Origin of the sequence: Pseudomonas sp. 20P_3.2_Bac5, from assembly GCF_025466035.1 — a bacterium.
In the GTDB taxonomy this organism is placed as follows: Bacteria; Pseudomonadota; Gammaproteobacteria; order Pseudomonadales; family Pseudomonadaceae; genus Aquipseudomonas.
This window is the reverse complement of the sequence record NZ_JANLOA010000007.1, coordinates 99,447-116,878: the sequence shown is the minus strand read 5'-3', so window position 1 is coordinate 116,878 and position 17,432 is coordinate 99,447. Positions and strand designations below refer to the sequence as shown.

Sequence of the window (17,432 nt, the reverse complement as noted above, 5' to 3'; positions counted from 1 at the left end):
GTCATCCAGCCCCGGATACAACCGGGCGCTCTCATCACCCGTCAGTTGCACCGCCCGTCCTTCCTCGCTTTGGAACAACCGCACCAGCACCAGGTTCGGCTGCTCGCCGATATCGAACCAGTGCGCAGTCCCCGCCGGAACGCTGACCAGAGCGCCCCGCTCCGCCACCAGCGCATACACGTAATCGCCGATTCGCAGATTCAGCAAGCCGCGCCCGCTAATGACAAAGTGCGCGCCCTTTGCCGAATGACGACGCTCGTCGATCCAGCCAGCGCGCAGTTCATCCTTCTGAGGATGCTCGGGATTGACGCTGAACACCTCCACCACCGCGCCACACTCGGTTTTCAGCGCCTGGAGCTGTTGATCCAGCAGCGCGATCACCTCCTCTGCGGCAGTCCCGGGACGAATCCGCTCCGCCACTTCCCGCTGTTCGAAGTGCACGCCCTGTTCGGCCAGTGTCGCGCCGATATCGTCATCGTGGGTCAGGACTTTGTTGGGGGTATCCGGGGTGGACTGGTGATAAACGCTGAGGATGCTCAAGGGCAACTCCTGTTCTTTCAAGACGTGATGCGGACGCTATATAGCGTCCTCTTTCAACCGGGTCGCAATGATAACGGCTGCGGCCAGCGCCGCGACGGCGGCAATACTAAAGGTGATACCCGGGCCCAGGGCCTTCCAGCTATAACCCGCATATAGGGCACCCAAGGCGCCGCCGGTGCCGGACAACGCAGCGTAGAACGCCTGGCCCTGGCCCTGCTGGCGCGCGCCGAAACTGCGCTGGACGAAGGCGATGCAGGTGGCGTGGAAACTGCCGAAGGTCGCCGCATGCAGCAGCTGGGCGAACAACAGCACCAGCAAGTGCTCGGCAAAGCTGCCCAGCAACAGCCAGCGCAGCGCCGCCAACAGGAAACTCGCCAGCAGCACCCGGCGCAATGACACCCGCGCCAGGATCCGGCTCATCACCATGAACAGCAGCACCTCGGCCAGCACTCCCAGCGCCCACAGCATGCCGATGGTGCCGCGGCTGTAGCCGAGGCTTTCCAGGTGCAGGGTCAGGAAGGTGTAGTACGGGCCGTGGCTGAGCTGCATCAGCGCCACGCAGGTGTAGAAAGCCAGCACGCCGGGGCGGGTCAGTTGCTTGAGGAAGCCGCCACCGGACGGCCGCTCGGCCTGCTCCACCGGCTGGGCGTTGGGCACCCAAAGGCTGGCAAGGACGATACCGGCCATGATGCACACCAGCGCCACCGGGTAGATATCCAGGCTCAACCACTCGAACAGTCGGCCCAGGCCGACCACGGTGAGGATAAAACCGATCGATCCCCACAGCCGCACCTGGCTGTAGCGGCCGGTCTGGCCTTGCAGGTGCGCGAGGGTAATGACTTCGAACTGCGGCAGCACGGCATGCCAGAAGAACGCATGCAGCGCCATCACCAGTGCCAGCCAGGCGTAGCTCTTGTCGACAAAGATCAGCGCGAAACTGGCCAGGGTGCACAGCGCGCCGAGGCGCACGATCAACAGGCGCTGGCCGCTGCGGTCGCCCAGCCAGCCCCACAGGTTTGGCGCCACGCAACGCATCAGCATGGGAATGGCCACCAGCTCGCCGATGCGTGCGCTGGAAAACCCGAGGTGATCGAAATACAGCGCCAGGAACGGCGCGGTAGACCCGAGCAGGGCGAAATAGAAGAGGTAGAAACTGGACAGCCGCCAGTAAGGCAACGCCACGGCTAAAAAGCCGTGGCGCGATGGGCAGTGCGGGGCATCAGAGCTGGCCCAGTACCGGGGTGCTCACACGTACGTCAGCGTTCTGCCCGCGGTGGCGCAGCAGGTGGTCCATCAACACGATCGCCATCATCGCTTCGGCGATCGGCGTGGCGCGGATCCCGACGCATGGGTCATGGCGGCCCTTGGTGATGACTTCAACCGGGTTGCCATCCTTGTCGATGGAACGGCCCGGCGTGGTGATGCTGGAGGTCGGCTTGAGCGCCAGGTGAGCGACGATCGGCTGACCCGAGGAAATGCCGCCGAGGATGCCGCCAGCGTTATTGCTGAGGAAGCCTTCGGGCGTCATCTCGTCACGGTGCTCGGTGCCGCGCTGGGCGACCGAGGCGAAGCCGGCGCCGATTTCCACGCCCTTGACCGCGTTGATGCTCATCAGCGCATGGGCCAGTTCGGCGTCCAGACGGTCGAAGATCGGCTCGCCGAGGCCCGGCATCACACCCTCGGCGACCACGGTGATCTTCGCGCCGACCGAGTCCTGGTCACGGCGCAACTGATCCATGTACGCCTCCAGTTCCGGGACCTTGTCCGGGTCCGGGCTGAAGAAGGCGTTCTGCTCCACCGAGTCCCAGGTCTTGAACGGGATTTCGATCGGGCCGAGCTGGCTCATGTAGCCACGAATGCGGATGCCCTGGCTGGCCAGGTATTTCTTGGCGATGGCACCGGCGGCCACGCGCATGGCGGTTTCGCGTGCCGAGCTGCGGCCACCGCCGCGGTAGTCGCGCTCGCCGTATTTGTGGTGATAGGTGTAGTCGGCGTGGGCCGGGCGGAACAGGTCTTTGATGGACGAGTAGTCCTTGGACTTCTGGTCGGTGTTGCGGATCAGCAGACCGATGGAACAGCCGGTGGTGCGGCCCTCGAAGACGCCGGAAAGAATCTCGACCTCGTCGGCTTCCTGGCGCTGGGTGGTGTGGCGGCTGGTGCCGGGCTTGCGCCGGTCCAGATCGCGCTGCAGGTCTTCCAGAGAAATCTCCAGACCCGGCGGGCAGCCATCGACAATGGCGACCAACGCCGGACCATGGCTTTCGCCAGCGGTGGTGACAGTGAACAGCTTGCCGTAGGTATTGCCGGACATGCAGGACGCTCCGCGAATCAGCCTGATTTGAACAAGGCCGCCAGTATACGCAGGCTAACCATTCAGTTCATCCCTGCTGGCGAACCTTCTGCACGGGGTCAGGTCCAACCGGCATCCCCCCGCATGTAGCCCGATGATGTCGCGCCTCGCCGTCCTGCTCCTCCTGATCGTTTCCGGCCTCGCCCAGGCCGCCGCCCCCGCCGTGTTCCAGCGCCCGGTCAGCCTCGATACCGGCCAGGGCATTCTTCATGGCAGCCTGCTGCTGCCGCGCGGCGACACCCCGCCGCCGGTGGTGCTGATCATCGCTGGCTCCGGCCCCACCGACCGCGACGGCAACAACCCTGCAGTCGGGCGCATCGACATTCTCAAGCGCCTGGCCCTGCAACTGGCTGCCCAGGGCATCGCCAGCGTGCGCTATGACAAGCGCGGCGTTGCCGAGAGCCTGGCGGCGACCCCGGACGAACGTCAGTTGAGTGTTGAACGCTATGTCGCCGACGCCGTGGCCTGGAGCCGCAAGATCAAGGCCGACCCACGCTTCGGCCCGCTGATCCTGCTCGGTCATAGCGAAGGCGCACTGATCGCCAGCCTGGCTGCGGAACCGGCCGGCGCCAGCGCGGTGATCGCCCTGGCCGGCAGCGGCCGGCCGGTAGACCAGGTGCTGCGCGAACAACTGGCCGAACGCCTGCCACCGGCCCAACTCAAGCAAGCGCAACAGGTGATCGATCAACTCAAGGCCGGCCAGCCGAGCAGCGATGTGCCGCCGGCACTCGCCAATACCCTGCGCCCCAGCGTGCAGCCTTATCTGATTTCGTTGTTCCGCCAAGACCCGGCGGCGGCCTTCGCACGCTTGCAGATTCCGGCGCTGATCATTCAAGGCCGCAACGACATCCAGGTCAGCCCGGCCGACGCCAAGGCCCTGCAGGCGGCCAAGCCCGATGCGCAGCTTGCGCTGATCGATGGCATGAACCACATGCTGCGCATCAGTCCGCCAGGCATGGGCCAGCAGCGCGACAGCTACACCAATCCGGCACTGCCCCTGGCCAGCGCACTGGGCGAACGGATCGTGGTTTTTGTGCGGCAGTTGACATCCGCCTGAGCAAATCGGGCTCCAGTCCTCGGCGAATCGGCCGATAAATCCGATGCAGGCGCTGTCACCGTAGACGGCCTGTTGCGCACACGAGGACCCTGTGATGACTGATGCACCCACCCAGGACGCTACCGCAGCGGCCGACGAACCGGTTGTTCCGGAAGCCGCCCCGCTGCCCTGGGCGGACCTGGCGCCCGAACATTTCCAGTTGCTGCGCCTGGCGCCGCTGCCGACCGACCGCAACAGCGGCGCGCGTCCGTTGCGTTTCGTCGAGTTCGGCCATGCCGAGCGCCACAGCAAGGAACACAGCCTGCTGCGCATGGAAATCCGTCTGCCCGGGCAAAAAGTGCGCAAAGAACAGAACGTGCTGGATATCCGTGTCGACCACGACAAGCGCCTGGTGACCATCGGCCCCGACAGCGGCTTGCAGATCGAACCACTGAACCGCGGAATAGGCCGCTTCATGCTGGCCCAGGCCGTGCAGTGGGCACAGCGCAAGTGGTCGCACTACCGGCTCGAGGGCGGCGCCCTGGGGAACAAGGACGCACTCAACGAAGACACCCGCCTGCGCCGCGACCATGTGCTGCGTAGCCACGGCGTGGAAGTCGAATACGCCGACGCCCAGCACCTCAAGGGGCGCTACGTCGAAACCCAGGTGGGCGAGCTGAAAGGCGGCTGGAATACCGACAAGCTGCAGCGGGTCGAGATCATCGAAGCGGCCAACATGTTGCAGCAGGCCGATCAGAAGTTGCAGGAGAAGGAATCGCAACTGCGTGAGCGCGACGAGCGGGTTTCCAAGTACCGGCGCGAAGACAGCGGCCTGCGGTTCACCATCACCTGCCTGGTGGCGTTCGCAGTGTTCCAGGCCGGCTTGCTGATCTGGATCGCCACCCACCGCTGAGGGCGAAACGCGGGACTGGCTGACAAGCCGTCCCGCGCAACAACACCATCAGACCCGCGAAGCGAACAGCGCCTGGTGCTGGCGGCATTGCTCGGCAGTGAGCATGAACACGCCGTGACCGCCGCGCTCGAACTCCAGCCAGGCGAAATCCACTTCCGGGTACAACTGCTCGACATGCACCTGGCTGTTGCCGACCTCGACGATCAGCAAGCCCTTCTCGGTGAGGTGGTCCGCCGCCTCGGCCAGCATGCGCCGCACCAGATCCAGACCATCATTGCCACAGGCCAGGCCCAGCTCCGGTTCGTGCTGATACTCGGCCGGCATGTCGGCGAAGTCCTCGGCATCGACATACGGCGGGTTGGACAGGATCAGGTCGAAACGCTGCGCCGGAAGGCCGGCGAAACCGTCACCCTGGACGGTGTAGACGCGCTGCTCCAGGCCATGTCGCTCAATGTTCTGGTTGGCCACTTCAAGCGCTTCGAAGGACAGGTCGGCCAGCACCACTTCGGCGTCGGGGAAGACTTCGGCGCTGACGATACCGATGCAACCTGAACCGGTGCACAAGTCAAGGATGCGCGCGGGCTCGTCGGCCAGCCACGGCTCGAAGCGCTTCTCGATCAGTTCGCCGATCGGCGAACGCGGCACCAGCACCCGCTCATCGACGATGAACGACATCCCGCAGAACCACGCCTCGCCGAGCAGGTAAGCGGTCGGCACGCGGTCTTCGATGCGGCGCTTGAGCAGGCGTTGCAGCTTCACCAGTTCGTCGTCTTCCAGGCGGCAATCCAGATAGCTGTCAGCCACTTCCCAAGGCAGGTGAACCGCTCCCAGCACCAGCAACCGAGCCTCGTCCCACGCGTTGTCGGCACCATGACCGAAGAACAACTCATGCTCGTGGAAGCGGCTGACGGCCCAGCGAATGTGGTCGCGCAGTGTGCGCAGGCGGGAAGTGATCACGGCAGACTCCTTGGAAGACGACCGGCGATTCTACCAGCCTCGCGCAACAAGTGGCCGCAATTGCATCGACGGGCGATTGGCTGACATGGCTGAGAGCCACTAACCACGCCACTTGTACGCTAAGCGATTCACATAAGTGTCCAAGCAGGGGAGAATAGGTAAAAAGCCCTACCCGAAGGAGCCCCTGATGTCTGTTCCAATGACGATGTTCCACCTCAGCGGACGTGGCTATCCGCCCGCCAAACTGAGCAACGCCAGCCTGATCATTATCGATGCGCAGAAAGAGTACCTGAGCGGTCCCCTGGCGCTGTCGGGCATGGACGAGGCAGTGGCGAACATCGGCAAACTGCTCGACGCGGCGCGCAAGGCCGGTCGTCCGGTGATTCACGTGCGTCACCTGGGCACCGTCGGCGGTCTGTTCGATCCTCAGGGTGCGCGCGGCGAATTCATCCCCGGCCTGGAGCCACAGGGCGATGAAGTCATCATCGAGAAGCGCATGCCCAACGCCTTCAAGAACACCAGCCTGCATGAAACCCTGCAGAACCTCGGCCACCTGGATCTGATCGTCTGCGGCTTCATGAGCCACTCCAGCGTCAGCACCACCGTGCGCCGCGCCAAAGACTACGGCTACCGCTGCACCCTGGTCGAAGACGCCTGCGCCACCCGCGACCTGCCGTTCAAGGATGGCGTGATCGCCGCCGCGCAGATCCAGCAGACTGAAATGGCGATCATGGCCGACAACTTCGCCTGCGTGACCCCTACCAACAGTCTGATCTGACCCTTGGCGCGCGGAACCACCTCCACGACTTTCGGTCCAAAACCGGATATTCACTGAGGAAATCGGAATGAAAATATCCGACGGTTTCGACGCCAAACGCCTGCGTCCGCGCCAGCCGGGCAATTGGCGTTCGCGCCTGGCCGCGGCGTTTTCGGCCCTGCTGGCAAGCGTCGGCGTGCTGCTGGCCATGGCTGGAGCCGCCAGCCTGCTGGGCCACCCCGCCGCACTGGGCGAGCTCAATGCCAACCCCGCCGCCGCCAGCCTGGTGCTCGGCGGCGGTTTGCTGGTGCTGTACCTGGGCGTGTGGCTCTGGCGCCGACGTCGCCTGCGTCTGCGCCGCGGCCGCGAACTGAACCTGTCGCCTCACCTGATGAAAAAACACGATTGACTGCAACGGCGTGTGGACTCGCGTAAACTGCGCCGCTCGCGGCGGAGACCTACATGCAAGACGACGATTTTTCCCTGTTCAAGAGCGAAGTGCGCGGCGTCAAGCCGATCAAGCATGATCGCGCCGACACCGGCAAACCCAAGACTGATCGCAAGCAACTGAACAACCTGCGGCAGAACGCGACGGTGCGCAGCGACCAGACCGTGGTTGACGGTCTGTCCGACCAGTTCGTCATCGACGTGGGCCCGGAAGACGATCTGCACTGGAGCCGCGACGGCGTCCAGGAAAGCCAGATGCGCAAGCTCAAGCTCGGCCAGATCGGCTTTGAAGGCAGCCTCGACCTGCATGGCATGACCGTCGAGAAAGCGCGCGAAACCCTCTGGGCCTTCCTCGCCGAGGCCACCCGCTTCGAAATCCGCTGCGTGCGCGTCACCCACGGCAAGGCCGTGCGCCTGGATGGCAAGCGTCCCATGATCAAAAGCCACGTCAATACCTGGCTGCGCCAGCACGCTCAAGTGCTGGGCTTTACCTCGTGCCAGGCCAGACACGGCGGCACCGGCGCGGTGTATGTGATGCTGCGCCGGACCATGCTCGAAGGTCGCGACGAGTAACGCCGGACTTGCGGCGCCGCCACAGCCGCCGTACCCTTCGCGTTTGCGAAATACACCACAGGTAGATCCATGTCCCTGGAACAGAACTACACCGCAATCCTCGGCCAGCTCGGCGAGGATGTCTCCCGCGAAGGCCTGCTCGACACGCCGAAACGGGCCGCGAAGGCCATGCAGTACCTTTGCCGCGGTTACACCCAAACCCTGGAAGAAGTGACCAACGGCGCCCTGTTCAGCTCCGACAACAGCGAGATGGTCCTGGTCAAGGACATCGAGCTGTACTCGCTGTGCGAACACCACCTGCTGCCTTTCATCGGCAAGGCGCACGTCGCCTACATCCCGAGCGGCAAGGTGCTGGGCCTGTCCAAGGTGGCACGGATTGTCGACATGTATGCCCGTCGCCTGCAGATCCAGGAAAACCTGAGCCGCGAAATCGCCGAGGCGGTGCAGACGGTTACCGGCGCCCTGGGCGTCGCCGTCGTCATCGAAGCCAAGCACATGTGCATGATGATGCGCGGCGTCGAGAAGCAGAACTCGTCGATGATCACTTCGGTGATGCTCGGCGAATTCCGCGATAACGCCGCGACCCGCAGCGAGTTTCTCAGCCTGATCAAGTGATCGGGAGCGTTACGCGAGCCGACCTGTCCAGGTCGGCTTTTTCATTTTGAGGAGTTGCCATGATCGTCAAAGCACTGCGGGTCGGCCTCGGCCAGGTGATCGTCTTTCTCGACTGGATCAGCCGCCCGGCCAAACGCAAGCGTGACCCCGCCGCCCAGGCGCGGGTCGAGCAGGAAGCCCGCGGGTTGAGCCTGTACCAGTTCCACGCCTGCCCGTTCTGCGTGAAGACCCGCCGCACCCTGCACCGCCTCAACGTGCCGGTCACCCTGCGCGACGCGAAGAACAACGAACAGGATCGTCAGACCCTGCTCACCGAAGGCGGCAAGATCAAAGTGCCGTGCCTGCGCATCGAAGAAGACGGCAAGACCACCTGGATGTACGAGTCCAAGGCGATCATCGCGTATCTGGACCAGCGTTTTTCGGCTGCCTGATCCTTTCGGGGCCTGCTGTGCAGGCCTTCGCGAGCTCGCTCCTACAAGAACGTCAGCCTTCCATCGCTACATGCCGCGGATGCTCTGCCACCCGCGCCAGCCACTCCCGCACTTTCGGATAAGCGCTCAGATCGAAGCCGCCCTCATGCGCCACATGGGTGTAGGCATACAACGCCACGTCGGCGATCGAATAGCGGTCGCCCACCAGATACGGCGTCACTTCCAGTTGCCGCTCCATCACCTTGAGCGCCTTGTGCCCGCCCTTGTGCAGCTTGCGGTATTCCTCCAGGCGCTCGTCTGGCAGTCCCAGATAGAACTGGATGAAACGCGCCACCGCGATATAGGGCTCGTGGCTGTACTGCTCGAAGAACTGCCATTGCAGCACCTGGGTGCGCAACCGCGGCTCAGAGGGCAGGAACTCGCTGCCGTCGGCGAGGAAATTGAGAATCGCGTTGGACTCCCACAGGCAGGTGCCATCTTCCAGTTGCAGCACCGGAACCTTGCCATTGGGGTTCATCGCCAGGAATTCCGGCGTCTGCGTCTCACCCTTGAGAATATCCACCGGCTGCCAGGTGTAGGGCAGATCGAGCAGGTGCAGCATCAGCTTGATCTTGTAACAGTTGCCCGACTGGTAATCCCCATAGACCTTGTACATCTTGCCCCTCCCCCTTTTCTGCAAAAGCGAACCGACCTTCATGGTTGGCGACTGTACGGCTAAATGCAACGGTTGCTGTATTGCAATCGACACCCTGTCGCACGGTAGTCTGAAAAATCTGCTGACACCCGTATAAGGATTTCGCCATGCCCGACGCCACCTCCGCACAATTGCGGCCGCTGGCCGACTCGTCACCCTCCGCGGTGGTCGCCGGTTTCATCGCCATGCTCACCGGCTACACCAGCTCATTGGTGCTGATGTTCCAGGCCGGCCAGGCCGCAGGGCTGACCAGCGCACAGATTTCCTCGTGGATCTGGGCGCTGTCCATCGGCATGGCGGTGTGCAGCATCGGCCTGTCGCTGCGTTACCGCACGCCGGTGACCGTTGCCTGGTCGACGCCGGGCGCAGCATTGCTGATCACCAGCCTCGGCGGCGTGACGTACGGCGAGGCCATTGGCGCCTACATCACCTGCGCCGTGCTGGTGGTGATCTGCGGCCTGACCGGCAGTTTCGAACGCCTGGTCAAACGCATTCCCGCGTCGCTGGCCTCGGCGCTACTGGCCGGGATCCTGTTCAAGATCGGCAGTGAAATCTTCGTCGCCGCCCAACACCGCACCACCCTGGTACTGGGGATGTTCTTCAGTTACCTGCTGATCAAGCGGGTGTCGCCGCGCTACTCGGTGCTCGCCGCGCTGGTGGTGGGTACGGCGCTGTCCGGCGCGCTTGGCCTGCTGGACTTCAGCGGTTTCAAGCTGGAAGTGGCGACACCGGTGTGGACCACGCCGAGCTTCTCCCTCGCAGCGACCATCAGCATCGGCATTCCGTTGTTCGTGGTGGCGATGACTTCGCAGAACATGCCCGGCGTCGCCGTGCTCCGCGCCGATGGCTATCAAGTGCCCGCCTCGCCGCTGATTTCGGTTACCGGCCTGGCCTCGCTGGTGCTGGCACCGTTCGGCGCCCACGGGGTCAACCTGGCGGCGATCAGCGCGGCAATCTGCACCGGGCCGCATGCCCATGAAGACCCCAAGAAGCGCTACACCGCAGCGGTCTGGTGCGGGATTTTCTACGGCATCGCCGGGACCTTCGGTGCCACCCTGGCGGCACTGTTCGCCGCCCTGCCCAAGGAACTGGTGCTGTCGATTGCCGCCCTGGCGCTGTTCGGCTCAATCATGAATGGCCTCAGCGTGGCGATGAACGAAGCCAAGGAACGCGAAGCGGCGCTGATCACCTTCATGGTCACCGCCTCGGGCTTCACGCTGTTCTCCATCGGCTCGGCCTTCTGGGGCATCGTCGCTGGCGTGTTAACGCTGCTGATCCTCAACTGGCGTAAAAGCGCCTGACAGGCATTTCCGGACTCAGATCCGGAAATGCCCGACCATCCCTTTCAACTCCGCCCCCAACTGCGCCAGCTCGATACTCGAGCTGGCGTTGCCTTGCATGGCCATCGCCGACTGATCGGCGCTGCTGCGAATCTGGGTCACGCTGCGGCTGATCTCCTCGGCCACCGAACTCTGCTGTTCCGCGGCCGCGGCAATCTGCTGGTTCATCTGCTGGATCAGCGACACTGCCGCAGCGATGCTGCCCAGCGCACTTTCGGTTTGCAGCGCATCAGCCACCGCCAGTTTGACCAGTTCGCCACTGTTCTGGATCTGCGTCACCGATGACTGGGCATTGGCCCGCAGACTGCTGACCAGGCGCTCGATTTCTTCGGTGGACTGTTGGGTGCGCTTGGCCAAGGCCCGCACTTCATCCGCCACCACGGCAAAACCGCGACCCTGCTCACCCGCGCGGGCAGCTTCGATGGCGGCGTTGAGCGCCAGCAGGTTGGTCTGCTCGGCGACGCTCTTGATCACTTCCAGCACCGAGCCGATGTGCTGAATCTCGGCACTGAGGGTCTCGATGCTGTGGCTGGCCGAATCGGCGGCACTGGCCAGTCGCTCGATGCGCTGCATGCTCTGGCGCACCACCTGCTGGCCGTTTTCCACCTTGCCGTCCGCCGATTGCGCGGCTTGCGCAGCCTCCTCGGCATCACGGGCAACGCTGTGCACGGTGGCCGTCATCTCCTGCATGGCGGTGGCAACCTGATCCGTTTCTTCTTTCTGGCTGCTGACCTCGCGATTGGTCTGCTCGGTCACCGCCGACAAGGTGTGGGCGTTGCTGGCCAACTTGTCGATCCCGGACTGCAAACCACTGACGATGCCGCTCAGGCCGCTGCCCATCTGCTGCATGGCCAGCAGCAACTGCCCCACCTCATCACGGCGATCGACGTTGATTTCGCCGCGCAAATCCCCTGCGGCAATTTCCTGGGCACGGCTGATCACCCGGCGCAGCGGCAGCACGATGGCCCGGGTAATGAGGATCGCCGCGACAATGCCCACCAGCAGTGCCAGCAATGACGACAGCAGAATCAGCAAGGCATTGCGCTTCAATTCGGCCTGCATTCCGGCATCGATGGCCGCGTTGATCTGCTCGACCCGCGCCGTGACCTGTTCGGCGCGCGCCTGCAATTGCTGGCGTAGTTGCTCCTCGCGGGCCAACAGGTCCGTGTATTCACCAAGCTTCTCGCCAAAGCTGGAGATGTGGGTGGTCACCTCGCCGAGTACGCTCTGATAACCGGGGTCTTCGATACTGCCCTTGAGTTGCGCGGCCAGTTCCGCCGCCTGGTCAGCCTGCTCGATGCGCCCCTGACGCACATCATCGGCGCCCTTGCGGCTCTGCTCCAGGCGCACCCGCGCCTCATCCATCGCCTGCAGCATCAGCCGCGCCACCTGACCGACCTGGCCGGCCTGCTCGACGAACTCGGCGCCCTTCTGGCCTTGGGAGTCCTTCAGCGTCCAGGTGCCATCGTCCGCCAGCCCGGACTGCAACACGTCCAGGTTGTTGGCAACGCTCGACACCGACCAACTGGCCATGTCCAGCGCCAGCTCCTTGGCCTGGGTCAACTCGACGAATTGGTCGAAGGCCTGGCGGTAGGCATTCAGCTCGGCGCCGACATCGCTGCTGGCAAGTTCCGGCAACTGCCCGGCCTGGGCGCTCAAGGCCTCCACGCCCTTGCGCAGTGCTTCGGCGGCCTTGGGATCAGAACGCTGGGCGAAGCGCTGTTCGTCCAGGCGCAGGGCCAGCACCCCGTTGTTGAACGCGGTCATCTGCTTGAGCCCATCGACGCGTTGGCCGAGGCCATACAGCGCGGCAATACCGATCGCGGCCACGACCGCCGTCAATAACAGCACCAGGGTGAATCCCAGCCCCAGCTTGCGGGCCATGCCCAGGTTGGCGAAACCACCATTTGCGCCCGATTTCATTGCTCGCTGCCCCCTTCTGCCCCTGGAAAACTCGCCGCATCGCCAAGGGTGCAGAGTGGCAACGGCGCCCGTGGCAGCACAAGACACCGGCGCCGGAATAATGGCAAAAAGCTACGGAGCCGTCGTTTTCAGGAAACTGAAGGTCGTCGCGACGATAGTTGGCCAACCGTCTGAAAAAACGCTTGAGCACGCACATCCTGGGTGTAGGCGACATTGATCCGCAGCCAGTCACTGTCGGCGCCCTCCGGATCGAATGCCGAACCCGGCGAGAGCACGACGCCTTCGCGCTGAGCGATCTGTTGCAGCGCGCTGGAGTCGACACCCGGGCAGCGGGCCCAGACGAACATGCCGCCGTAAGGCTCGGCAAAAACCTCCCAGCCGGTGGCCTCGAGCAGGCGCAACGCAGTGGCCATATGCTGGGCCAGACGCACGCGCAGGCGCTGCACGCTCTTGCGGTACACCCCGCTGGCCAGCAGTTGCGCCAGCACCTGCTCGGCAAACCGCGACGTGCCAATCCCGGTGATCATCTTCACCTCGGCCAGGCGTGCGATCAGCCCCGCATCGGCGACGAGGTAACCGACCCGCAGCGAACTGCTTTGGGTCTTTGAAAAACTCGCGAGGTAAATCACCCGCTGCTGACTGTCGAGGGTGGTCAGGCGGGTCGCCTGGCTGTCCTGAAAGTCGGCATAGATATCGTCCTCGATGATCCGCACGTCGAATTCGCCGGCCAGTTCCAGCAAACGCTGGGCGGTGCGCGGGCTCAGGCTGGTGCCGGTGGGATTGTGGTAGAGGCTGTTGATGAACAGATAACCCGGGGCGTGCTCGCGCAGCAGATCAGCCATCACCTCAAGATCGGGGCCGTCCACCGTGCGCGGCACCGGCAGCATGCGCACACCGTGCAGGCGCAGCAGGTTGTAGAGGTTGTAATAGCCGGGCGTTTCCACCAGCACGGTATCGCCCGGCTTGAGCAAAGTGCGCACCAGCAGGTCGAGGGCCTGGCTGGCACCCTGGGTGGTGAGAATCTGCTCGGGCTGCACCTGGATACCCAACAATCCGAGGCGCTTGCGCACCTGCTGGCGCAAGGCCGTGAGCCCCAACGGCGGCCCGTAGCCGAACAGATCCTGCTCCGCACCGCGACTGACCTGACGAATTGCCAGGGCAATTTCCTCGCTTTGCCGCCAGTTGTCCGGCAGCCAGCCACAGCCAAGCCTGAGCAACGCGTCACGGTCGTCGCTGAACAACCGCCAGCGCCCGTCGATGCCTTCTTCCCAGTGCGGTTCTTCGGCGAAAGGCGCCTGGCCCTTACGCTCGGCGACGAAAAACCCGACACCGTGACGCGCCTCCAGCCAGCCTTGCGATACCAACCGGTCGTAGGCCTCGATAGCACAGGACTGGCTGACGCCCTGCTCTTTCGCCAAATGACGAATCGACGGCAGACGGCTGCCAGGACGTAGCCGCTGGGCGGCAATCCAGCCCTGCAGGCCATCCGCCAACTGCTGTACCAGCGGGGCCGTCAATTGCCGATCAAGGTTCAGTTTCATGGTTCAGGTGTTTGTTTATTTTGGCCGAACAGTTAATCACAAAAGACCCGGAGGTGTGCCTTTCCCCCTGCCAACGGTCACCCGAAAATCGCCTTGTCACTACAAGGAGTCCCCCATGATTACCCGCCCTGCGTCCGCCATACTGGCTTTCGCCCTGTGCCTGGTCACCTTTGCCGTCAATCTCCAGGCCCCGCTGTACACCGCCTACGCGGCGCTTTCCGGCCAGGGAGCGGCGGCGACAGCGGTCGCTTTTTCCGGTTATGTCGTCGGCGTCCTGCCGGTACTGCTGTTGCTCGGCGGACTGGCGGACCGGGTCGGCCACAAGCCGCTGATCATTGCGGCGCTCTGCCTGTCGATGCTGGCCACGGTGCTGACGATGCTCGCGCCCGGCCTGACCACCCTGGCCTTCGCCCGCACCCTGCTGGGCGTCGGGACTGCGCTGGCATCGGCTACCGGCACCGCGTACATGGGCGAATTGATGCGCAACGGCGACAACCGCGCCGCAGCCAATCGGGTCACTGCCAGCACCTCGCTGGGCTTTGGCCTCGGCGCGGCGGTCACCAGCCTGTTCCTGCTACAAGGTCCCACACTCGTACCCGGCAGCTTTGCGCTGCATCTGGGTCTGGCGTTGGTTGCGCTGCTGGCGGTACTGGGGTTGCCGGATCCTGGCGTCCGTCGCCAAACCGCGCTGCTGCGCCTGCCGTTCTACCCGACGGGAAGCCTTCCCTACGGCCTGGCGATCCTGCTGGCCTGGGGCTGTGTCGGCCTGGTCATCGCTCTGATGCCGTCGATCCTGGCACGCCATCAACTGGCCAACTGGTCGGGGATGTCGACGTTCTGTGTCATCAGTTGCGGCCTGCTGTTCCAGCCACTGGCACGACGCATGACACCAGCCCGCTCGACCGGACTGGGCTTGCTGGTGCTGCCATGCAGCTACGCACTGCTGGCGTGGGGCGCGCATAGCGGCACATTGCCGGCTGTGTTGCTGGGAGCAATCGGGGCCAGCAGTGCCTGCTACGGGTTTATCTATCTGGGCGGGCTGTCGGCGGTCAATGCGCTGGCGAGAACAGAAAAAACCCGCGCTAGCGCCGGCTTCTTCCTGCTCGCCTATCTGGGTTTCAGCCTGCCGGTGATCTTCACCGGCCTGTTGGCTGATCGCTTCGGCGCAGGCACCGCCTTGACCTTGTTCGGCGCCTTGTTGCTGGTGGGTTGCCTGGTGGTCGCCGGCGCCCTGCTGCGCTCCAGCAGAAACGCCGCGGTCCAGGCCATGCTGGCCGTCAAATAGCCGTGGCACCACCGTCCACCGCCAGGGCCTGGCCGGTGGTGAAAGCTGCGCCGTCGCTGCACAGGTAGAGCACGGCGCTGGCGATTTCCTCGACCTTGCCGATGCGGCCAACCGGGTGCATGGCTGCGGCAAACTCCGCCTTGCGCGGGTCGGCTTCGTAGGCACGGCGGAACATATCGGTATCGATTACCGCCGGGCAGACGGCGTTGACCCGGATCTGCTTCTTGGCGTATTCGATCGCAGCGGACTTGGTCAGGCCAATCACCGCGTGCTTGGAGGCGCTGTAGATACTCATCTTCGGCGCCGCACCAAGGCCGGCAACCGAAGCGGTATTGACGATCGCGCCGCCGCCCTGGGCAAGCATCAGCGGCAACTGGTACTTCATGCACAGCCACACGCCTTTGACGTTGACGCCCATGATCGCGTCGAACTCCGCCTCGCTGCCTTCTGACAGGCGGCCCTGCTCAATCTCGATACCGGCGTTGTTGAAGGCGTAGTCCAGGCGACCATAGGCTTCGACGGTCCGCGCCAACAACTGCTGCACCTCGGCGTCCTTGGTCACGTTGCAGGCGACGAAGATTGCCTCGCCACCTTCTGCGCGGATCAGCGCCACCGTGGCCTCGCCACCCGCTACGTCCAGATCGGCCACCACCACCTTCAGCCCTTGCCGGGCAAACGCCTGCGCCGTGGCACGGCCGATACCTGCGGCGGCACCGGTGACCAGAGCGACCTGGCCGGAAAACGTCATACTCATCGAAAGCTCCTGCAACAAGGTGAGGAAAGTGGCGTGAGTCTAGTCAGCCGATAGAGCGGATGGGCAGCATCATCAGGGTTCCGGTTGATGCACTATGAGAACAGGTGATTATCAACGCCATGCTTCATCACCTTGCTCGATAGTCAGGTATTCGCCGCAAAGGCAGCACTTGCCGAGCGCGCCATGAAGGTCTATCACAAAGCTTTTGTCCAACCTTTGCGAGGCTTCCATGACTGCCCAGATCAACCGCCGCTTCCTGCTCGCCAAACGCCCGGTAGGCGCCGTGACCCGGGACGACTTCAGCTACGAGCAAGTGCCGGTGGGCGAACCCGCCGACGGCCAGGTGCTGGTGAAGAACCTCTACCTGTCTCTCGATCCGGCCATGCGCGGCTGGATGAACGAAGGCAAGTCCTACATCCCACCGGTGGGCCTCGGTCAGGTGATGCGCGCACTGGGCGTCGGTGAAGTGATCGCCTCACGTAACCCGAAATTCGCCGTCGGCGATCACGTCAACGGTGCACTGGGCGTACAGGACTATTTCCTCGGCGAGCCGCAGGGCTTCTACAAGGTTGATCCAAAACTGGTGCCGTTGCCCCGCTACCTCTCGGCGCTGGGCATGACCGGCATGACCGCGTACTTCGCCCTGCTCGACGTCGGCGCGCCCAAGGAAGGCGAGACCGTGGTCATTTCCGGTGCCGCCGGCGCAGTGGGCAGCATCGCTGGGCAAATCGCCAGGATCAAAGGCTGCCGCGTGGTGGGCATCGCCGGTGGTGCGCAGAAATGCGCTTACTTGAAAGAAGAACTGGGCTTTGACGGGGTGATCGACTACAAGGCCGAAGACGTGCTGGAAGGCCTGAAACGCGAGTGCCCGAAAGGGGTGGACGTGTATTTCGACAACGTCGGCGGCGACATCCTCGACGCCGTTCTCAGCCGCCTGAACTTCAAGGCCCGGGTGGTGATCTGCGGCGCCATCAGCCAGTACAACAACAAACAGGCGGTGAAAGGCCCGGCCAACTACCTGTCGCTGCTGGTCAACCGCGCCCGTATGGAAGGCTTCGTGGTGATGGACCATGTCGCGCAGTATGGCGCGGCCGGCCAGGAAATCGCCGGATGGCTGGCAAGCGGCAAGCTCAAGAGCAAGGAAGACATTGTGGAGGGGCTGGAAACCTTCCCCGAGACGCTGTTGAAGCTATTCAGCGGTGAGAACTTCGGCAAACTGGTGCTGAAGGTCTGAAACGAAAACGGGGCTCCCTTGGGAGCCCCGTCTTGTCTGGTC

The 17,432-nt window shown here is 63.9% G+C and carries 18 protein-coding genes and 1 pseudogene; 10 read left to right on the top strand and 9 right to left on the bottom strand.

Annotation, left to right across the window (positions count from 1 at the left end):
- The 3 genes from NTD88_RS01030 to aroC all read right to left on the bottom strand — a co-directional run.
- On the bottom strand, positions 1 to 540 hold a 540-nt coding region (locus NTD88_RS01030; RefSeq protein ID WP_262191701.1), incomplete at its 3' end, for an acireductone dioxygenase.
- 36 nt (positions 541 to 576) lie between these two features.
- Positions 577 to 1,722: an MFS transporter gene (locus NTD88_RS01025; protein WP_175653689.1), complete on the bottom strand. Its 1,146-nt coding sequence runs from the start codon at positions 1,720 to 1,722 to the stop codon at positions 577 to 579.
- A 37-nt stretch (positions 1,723 to 1,759) separates the two neighbouring features.
- A complete protein-coding gene (aroC, locus tag NTD88_RS01020; RefSeq protein WP_095155548.1) occupies positions 1,760 to 2,851 on the bottom strand; it encodes a chorismate synthase in 1,092 nt (363 codons plus the stop codon).
- A 133-nt stretch (positions 2,852 to 2,984) separates the two neighbouring features.
- Here aroC and NTD88_RS01015 point away from each other — a divergent pair, with 133 nt between their 5' ends.
- Entirely contained in the window at positions 2,985 to 3,947 is a 963-nt protein-coding gene (locus NTD88_RS01015) for an alpha/beta hydrolase (protein ID WP_262155455.1), read from the top strand.
- 94 nt (positions 3,948 to 4,041) lie between these two features.
- Entirely contained in the window at positions 4,042 to 4,839 is a 798-nt protein-coding gene (locus tag NTD88_RS01010) for a hypothetical protein (RefSeq protein WP_262155456.1), read from the top strand.
- 48 nt (positions 4,840 to 4,887) lie between these two features.
- Here NTD88_RS01010 and prmB read toward each other — a convergent pair whose 3' ends face one another.
- Entirely contained in the window at positions 4,888 to 5,796 is a 909-nt protein-coding gene (prmB, locus tag NTD88_RS01005) for a 50S ribosomal protein L3 N(5)-glutamine methyltransferase (protein ID WP_110969309.1), read from the bottom strand.
- Positions 5,797 to 5,983: 187 nt separating this feature from the next.
- Here prmB and NTD88_RS01000 point away from each other — a divergent pair, with 187 nt between their 5' ends.
- The 5 genes from NTD88_RS01000 to NTD88_RS00980 all read left to right on the top strand — a co-directional run bounded on the left by NTD88_RS01000 (position 5,984) and on the right by NTD88_RS00980 (position 8,619).
- Positions 5,984 to 6,574, top strand: a complete 591-nt coding sequence (locus NTD88_RS01000) for a cysteine hydrolase family protein (protein WP_095155544.1) — start codon at positions 5,984 to 5,986, stop codon at positions 6,572 to 6,574.
- 67 nt (positions 6,575 to 6,641) lie between these two features.
- Complete coding sequence (locus NTD88_RS00995; RefSeq protein WP_095155543.1) at positions 6,642 to 6,962, top strand: hypothetical protein; 321 nt, start codon at positions 6,642 to 6,644, stop codon at positions 6,960 to 6,962.
- Between the two features lie 53 nt (positions 6,963 to 7,015).
- Positions 7,016 to 7,573, top strand: a complete 558-nt coding sequence (locus NTD88_RS00990) for a Smr/MutS family protein (RefSeq protein WP_110969306.1) — start codon at positions 7,016 to 7,018, stop codon at positions 7,571 to 7,573.
- Positions 7,574 to 7,642: 69 nt separating this feature from the next.
- Complete coding sequence (gene folE / locus NTD88_RS00985; protein ID WP_095155541.1) at positions 7,643 to 8,188, top strand: GTP cyclohydrolase I FolE; 546 nt, start codon at positions 7,643 to 7,645, stop codon at positions 8,186 to 8,188.
- A gap of 59 nt (positions 8,189 to 8,247) precedes the next feature.
- Entirely contained in the window at positions 8,248 to 8,619 is a 372-nt protein-coding gene (locus NTD88_RS00980; RefSeq protein WP_110969261.1) for a glutathione S-transferase N-terminal domain-containing protein, read from the top strand.
- Positions 8,620 to 8,671: 52 nt separating this feature from the next.
- Here the strand turns inward: NTD88_RS00980 and NTD88_RS00975 are convergent, their stop codons facing one another.
- Positions 8,672 to 9,274, bottom strand: a complete 603-nt coding sequence (locus tag NTD88_RS00975) for a glutathione S-transferase family protein (RefSeq protein WP_095155539.1) — start codon at positions 9,272 to 9,274, stop codon at positions 8,672 to 8,674.
- A gap of 146 nt (positions 9,275 to 9,420) precedes the next feature.
- Between NTD88_RS00975 and NTD88_RS00970 the strand changes: the two genes are divergently transcribed.
- Positions 9,421 to 10,614, top strand: a complete 1,194-nt coding sequence (locus NTD88_RS00970) for a benzoate/H(+) symporter BenE family transporter (RefSeq protein WP_095155538.1) — start codon at positions 9,421 to 9,423, stop codon at positions 10,612 to 10,614.
- Positions 10,615 to 10,629: 15 nt separating this feature from the next.
- On the opposite strand, the gene NTD88_RS29035 is transcribed toward NTD88_RS00970, so the two are convergent.
- From NTD88_RS29035 to NTD88_RS00960, 3 genes and pseudogenes are all read right to left on the bottom strand, one after another.
- Positions 10,630 to 11,334: a methyl-accepting chemotaxis protein gene (locus NTD88_RS29035; RefSeq protein ID WP_371864280.1), complete on the bottom strand. Its 705-nt coding sequence runs from the start codon at positions 11,332 to 11,334 to the stop codon at positions 10,630 to 10,632.
- Between the two features lie 207 nt (positions 11,335 to 11,541).
- Positions 11,542 to 11,715, bottom strand: a pseudogene (locus NTD88_RS29030) (methyl-accepting chemotaxis protein); the annotation flags it as partial.
- Positions 11,716 to 12,704: 989 nt separating this feature from the next.
- Entirely contained in the window at positions 12,705 to 14,117 is a 1,413-nt protein-coding gene (locus tag NTD88_RS00960; protein ID WP_262155458.1) for a PLP-dependent aminotransferase family protein, read from the bottom strand.
- On the opposite strand from NTD88_RS00960, the gene NTD88_RS00955 reads away from it, so the two are divergent.
- Positions 14,116 to 15,402, top strand: a complete 1,287-nt coding sequence (locus tag NTD88_RS00955) for an MFS transporter (protein WP_262155459.1) — start codon at positions 14,116 to 14,118, stop codon at positions 15,400 to 15,402. The genes NTD88_RS00960 and NTD88_RS00955 overlap by 2 nt on opposite strands.
- Here NTD88_RS00955 and NTD88_RS00950 read toward each other — a convergent pair.
- On the bottom strand, positions 15,395 to 16,156 hold the full coding sequence (locus tag NTD88_RS00950; RefSeq protein WP_095155534.1) for an SDR family oxidoreductase: 762 nt from the start codon (positions 16,154 to 16,156) through the stop codon (positions 15,395 to 15,397). The two genes, NTD88_RS00955 and NTD88_RS00950, sit on opposite strands and share 8 nt — an antisense overlap.
- A gap of 229 nt (positions 16,157 to 16,385) precedes the next feature.
- On the opposite strand from NTD88_RS00950, the gene NTD88_RS00945 reads away from it, so the two are divergent.
- On the top strand, positions 16,386 to 17,390 hold the full coding sequence (locus NTD88_RS00945; RefSeq protein ID WP_262155460.1) for an NADP-dependent oxidoreductase: 1,005 nt from the start codon (positions 16,386 to 16,388) through the stop codon (positions 17,388 to 17,390).
- The last annotated feature ends 42 nt before the right edge of the window (positions 17,391 to 17,432 follow it).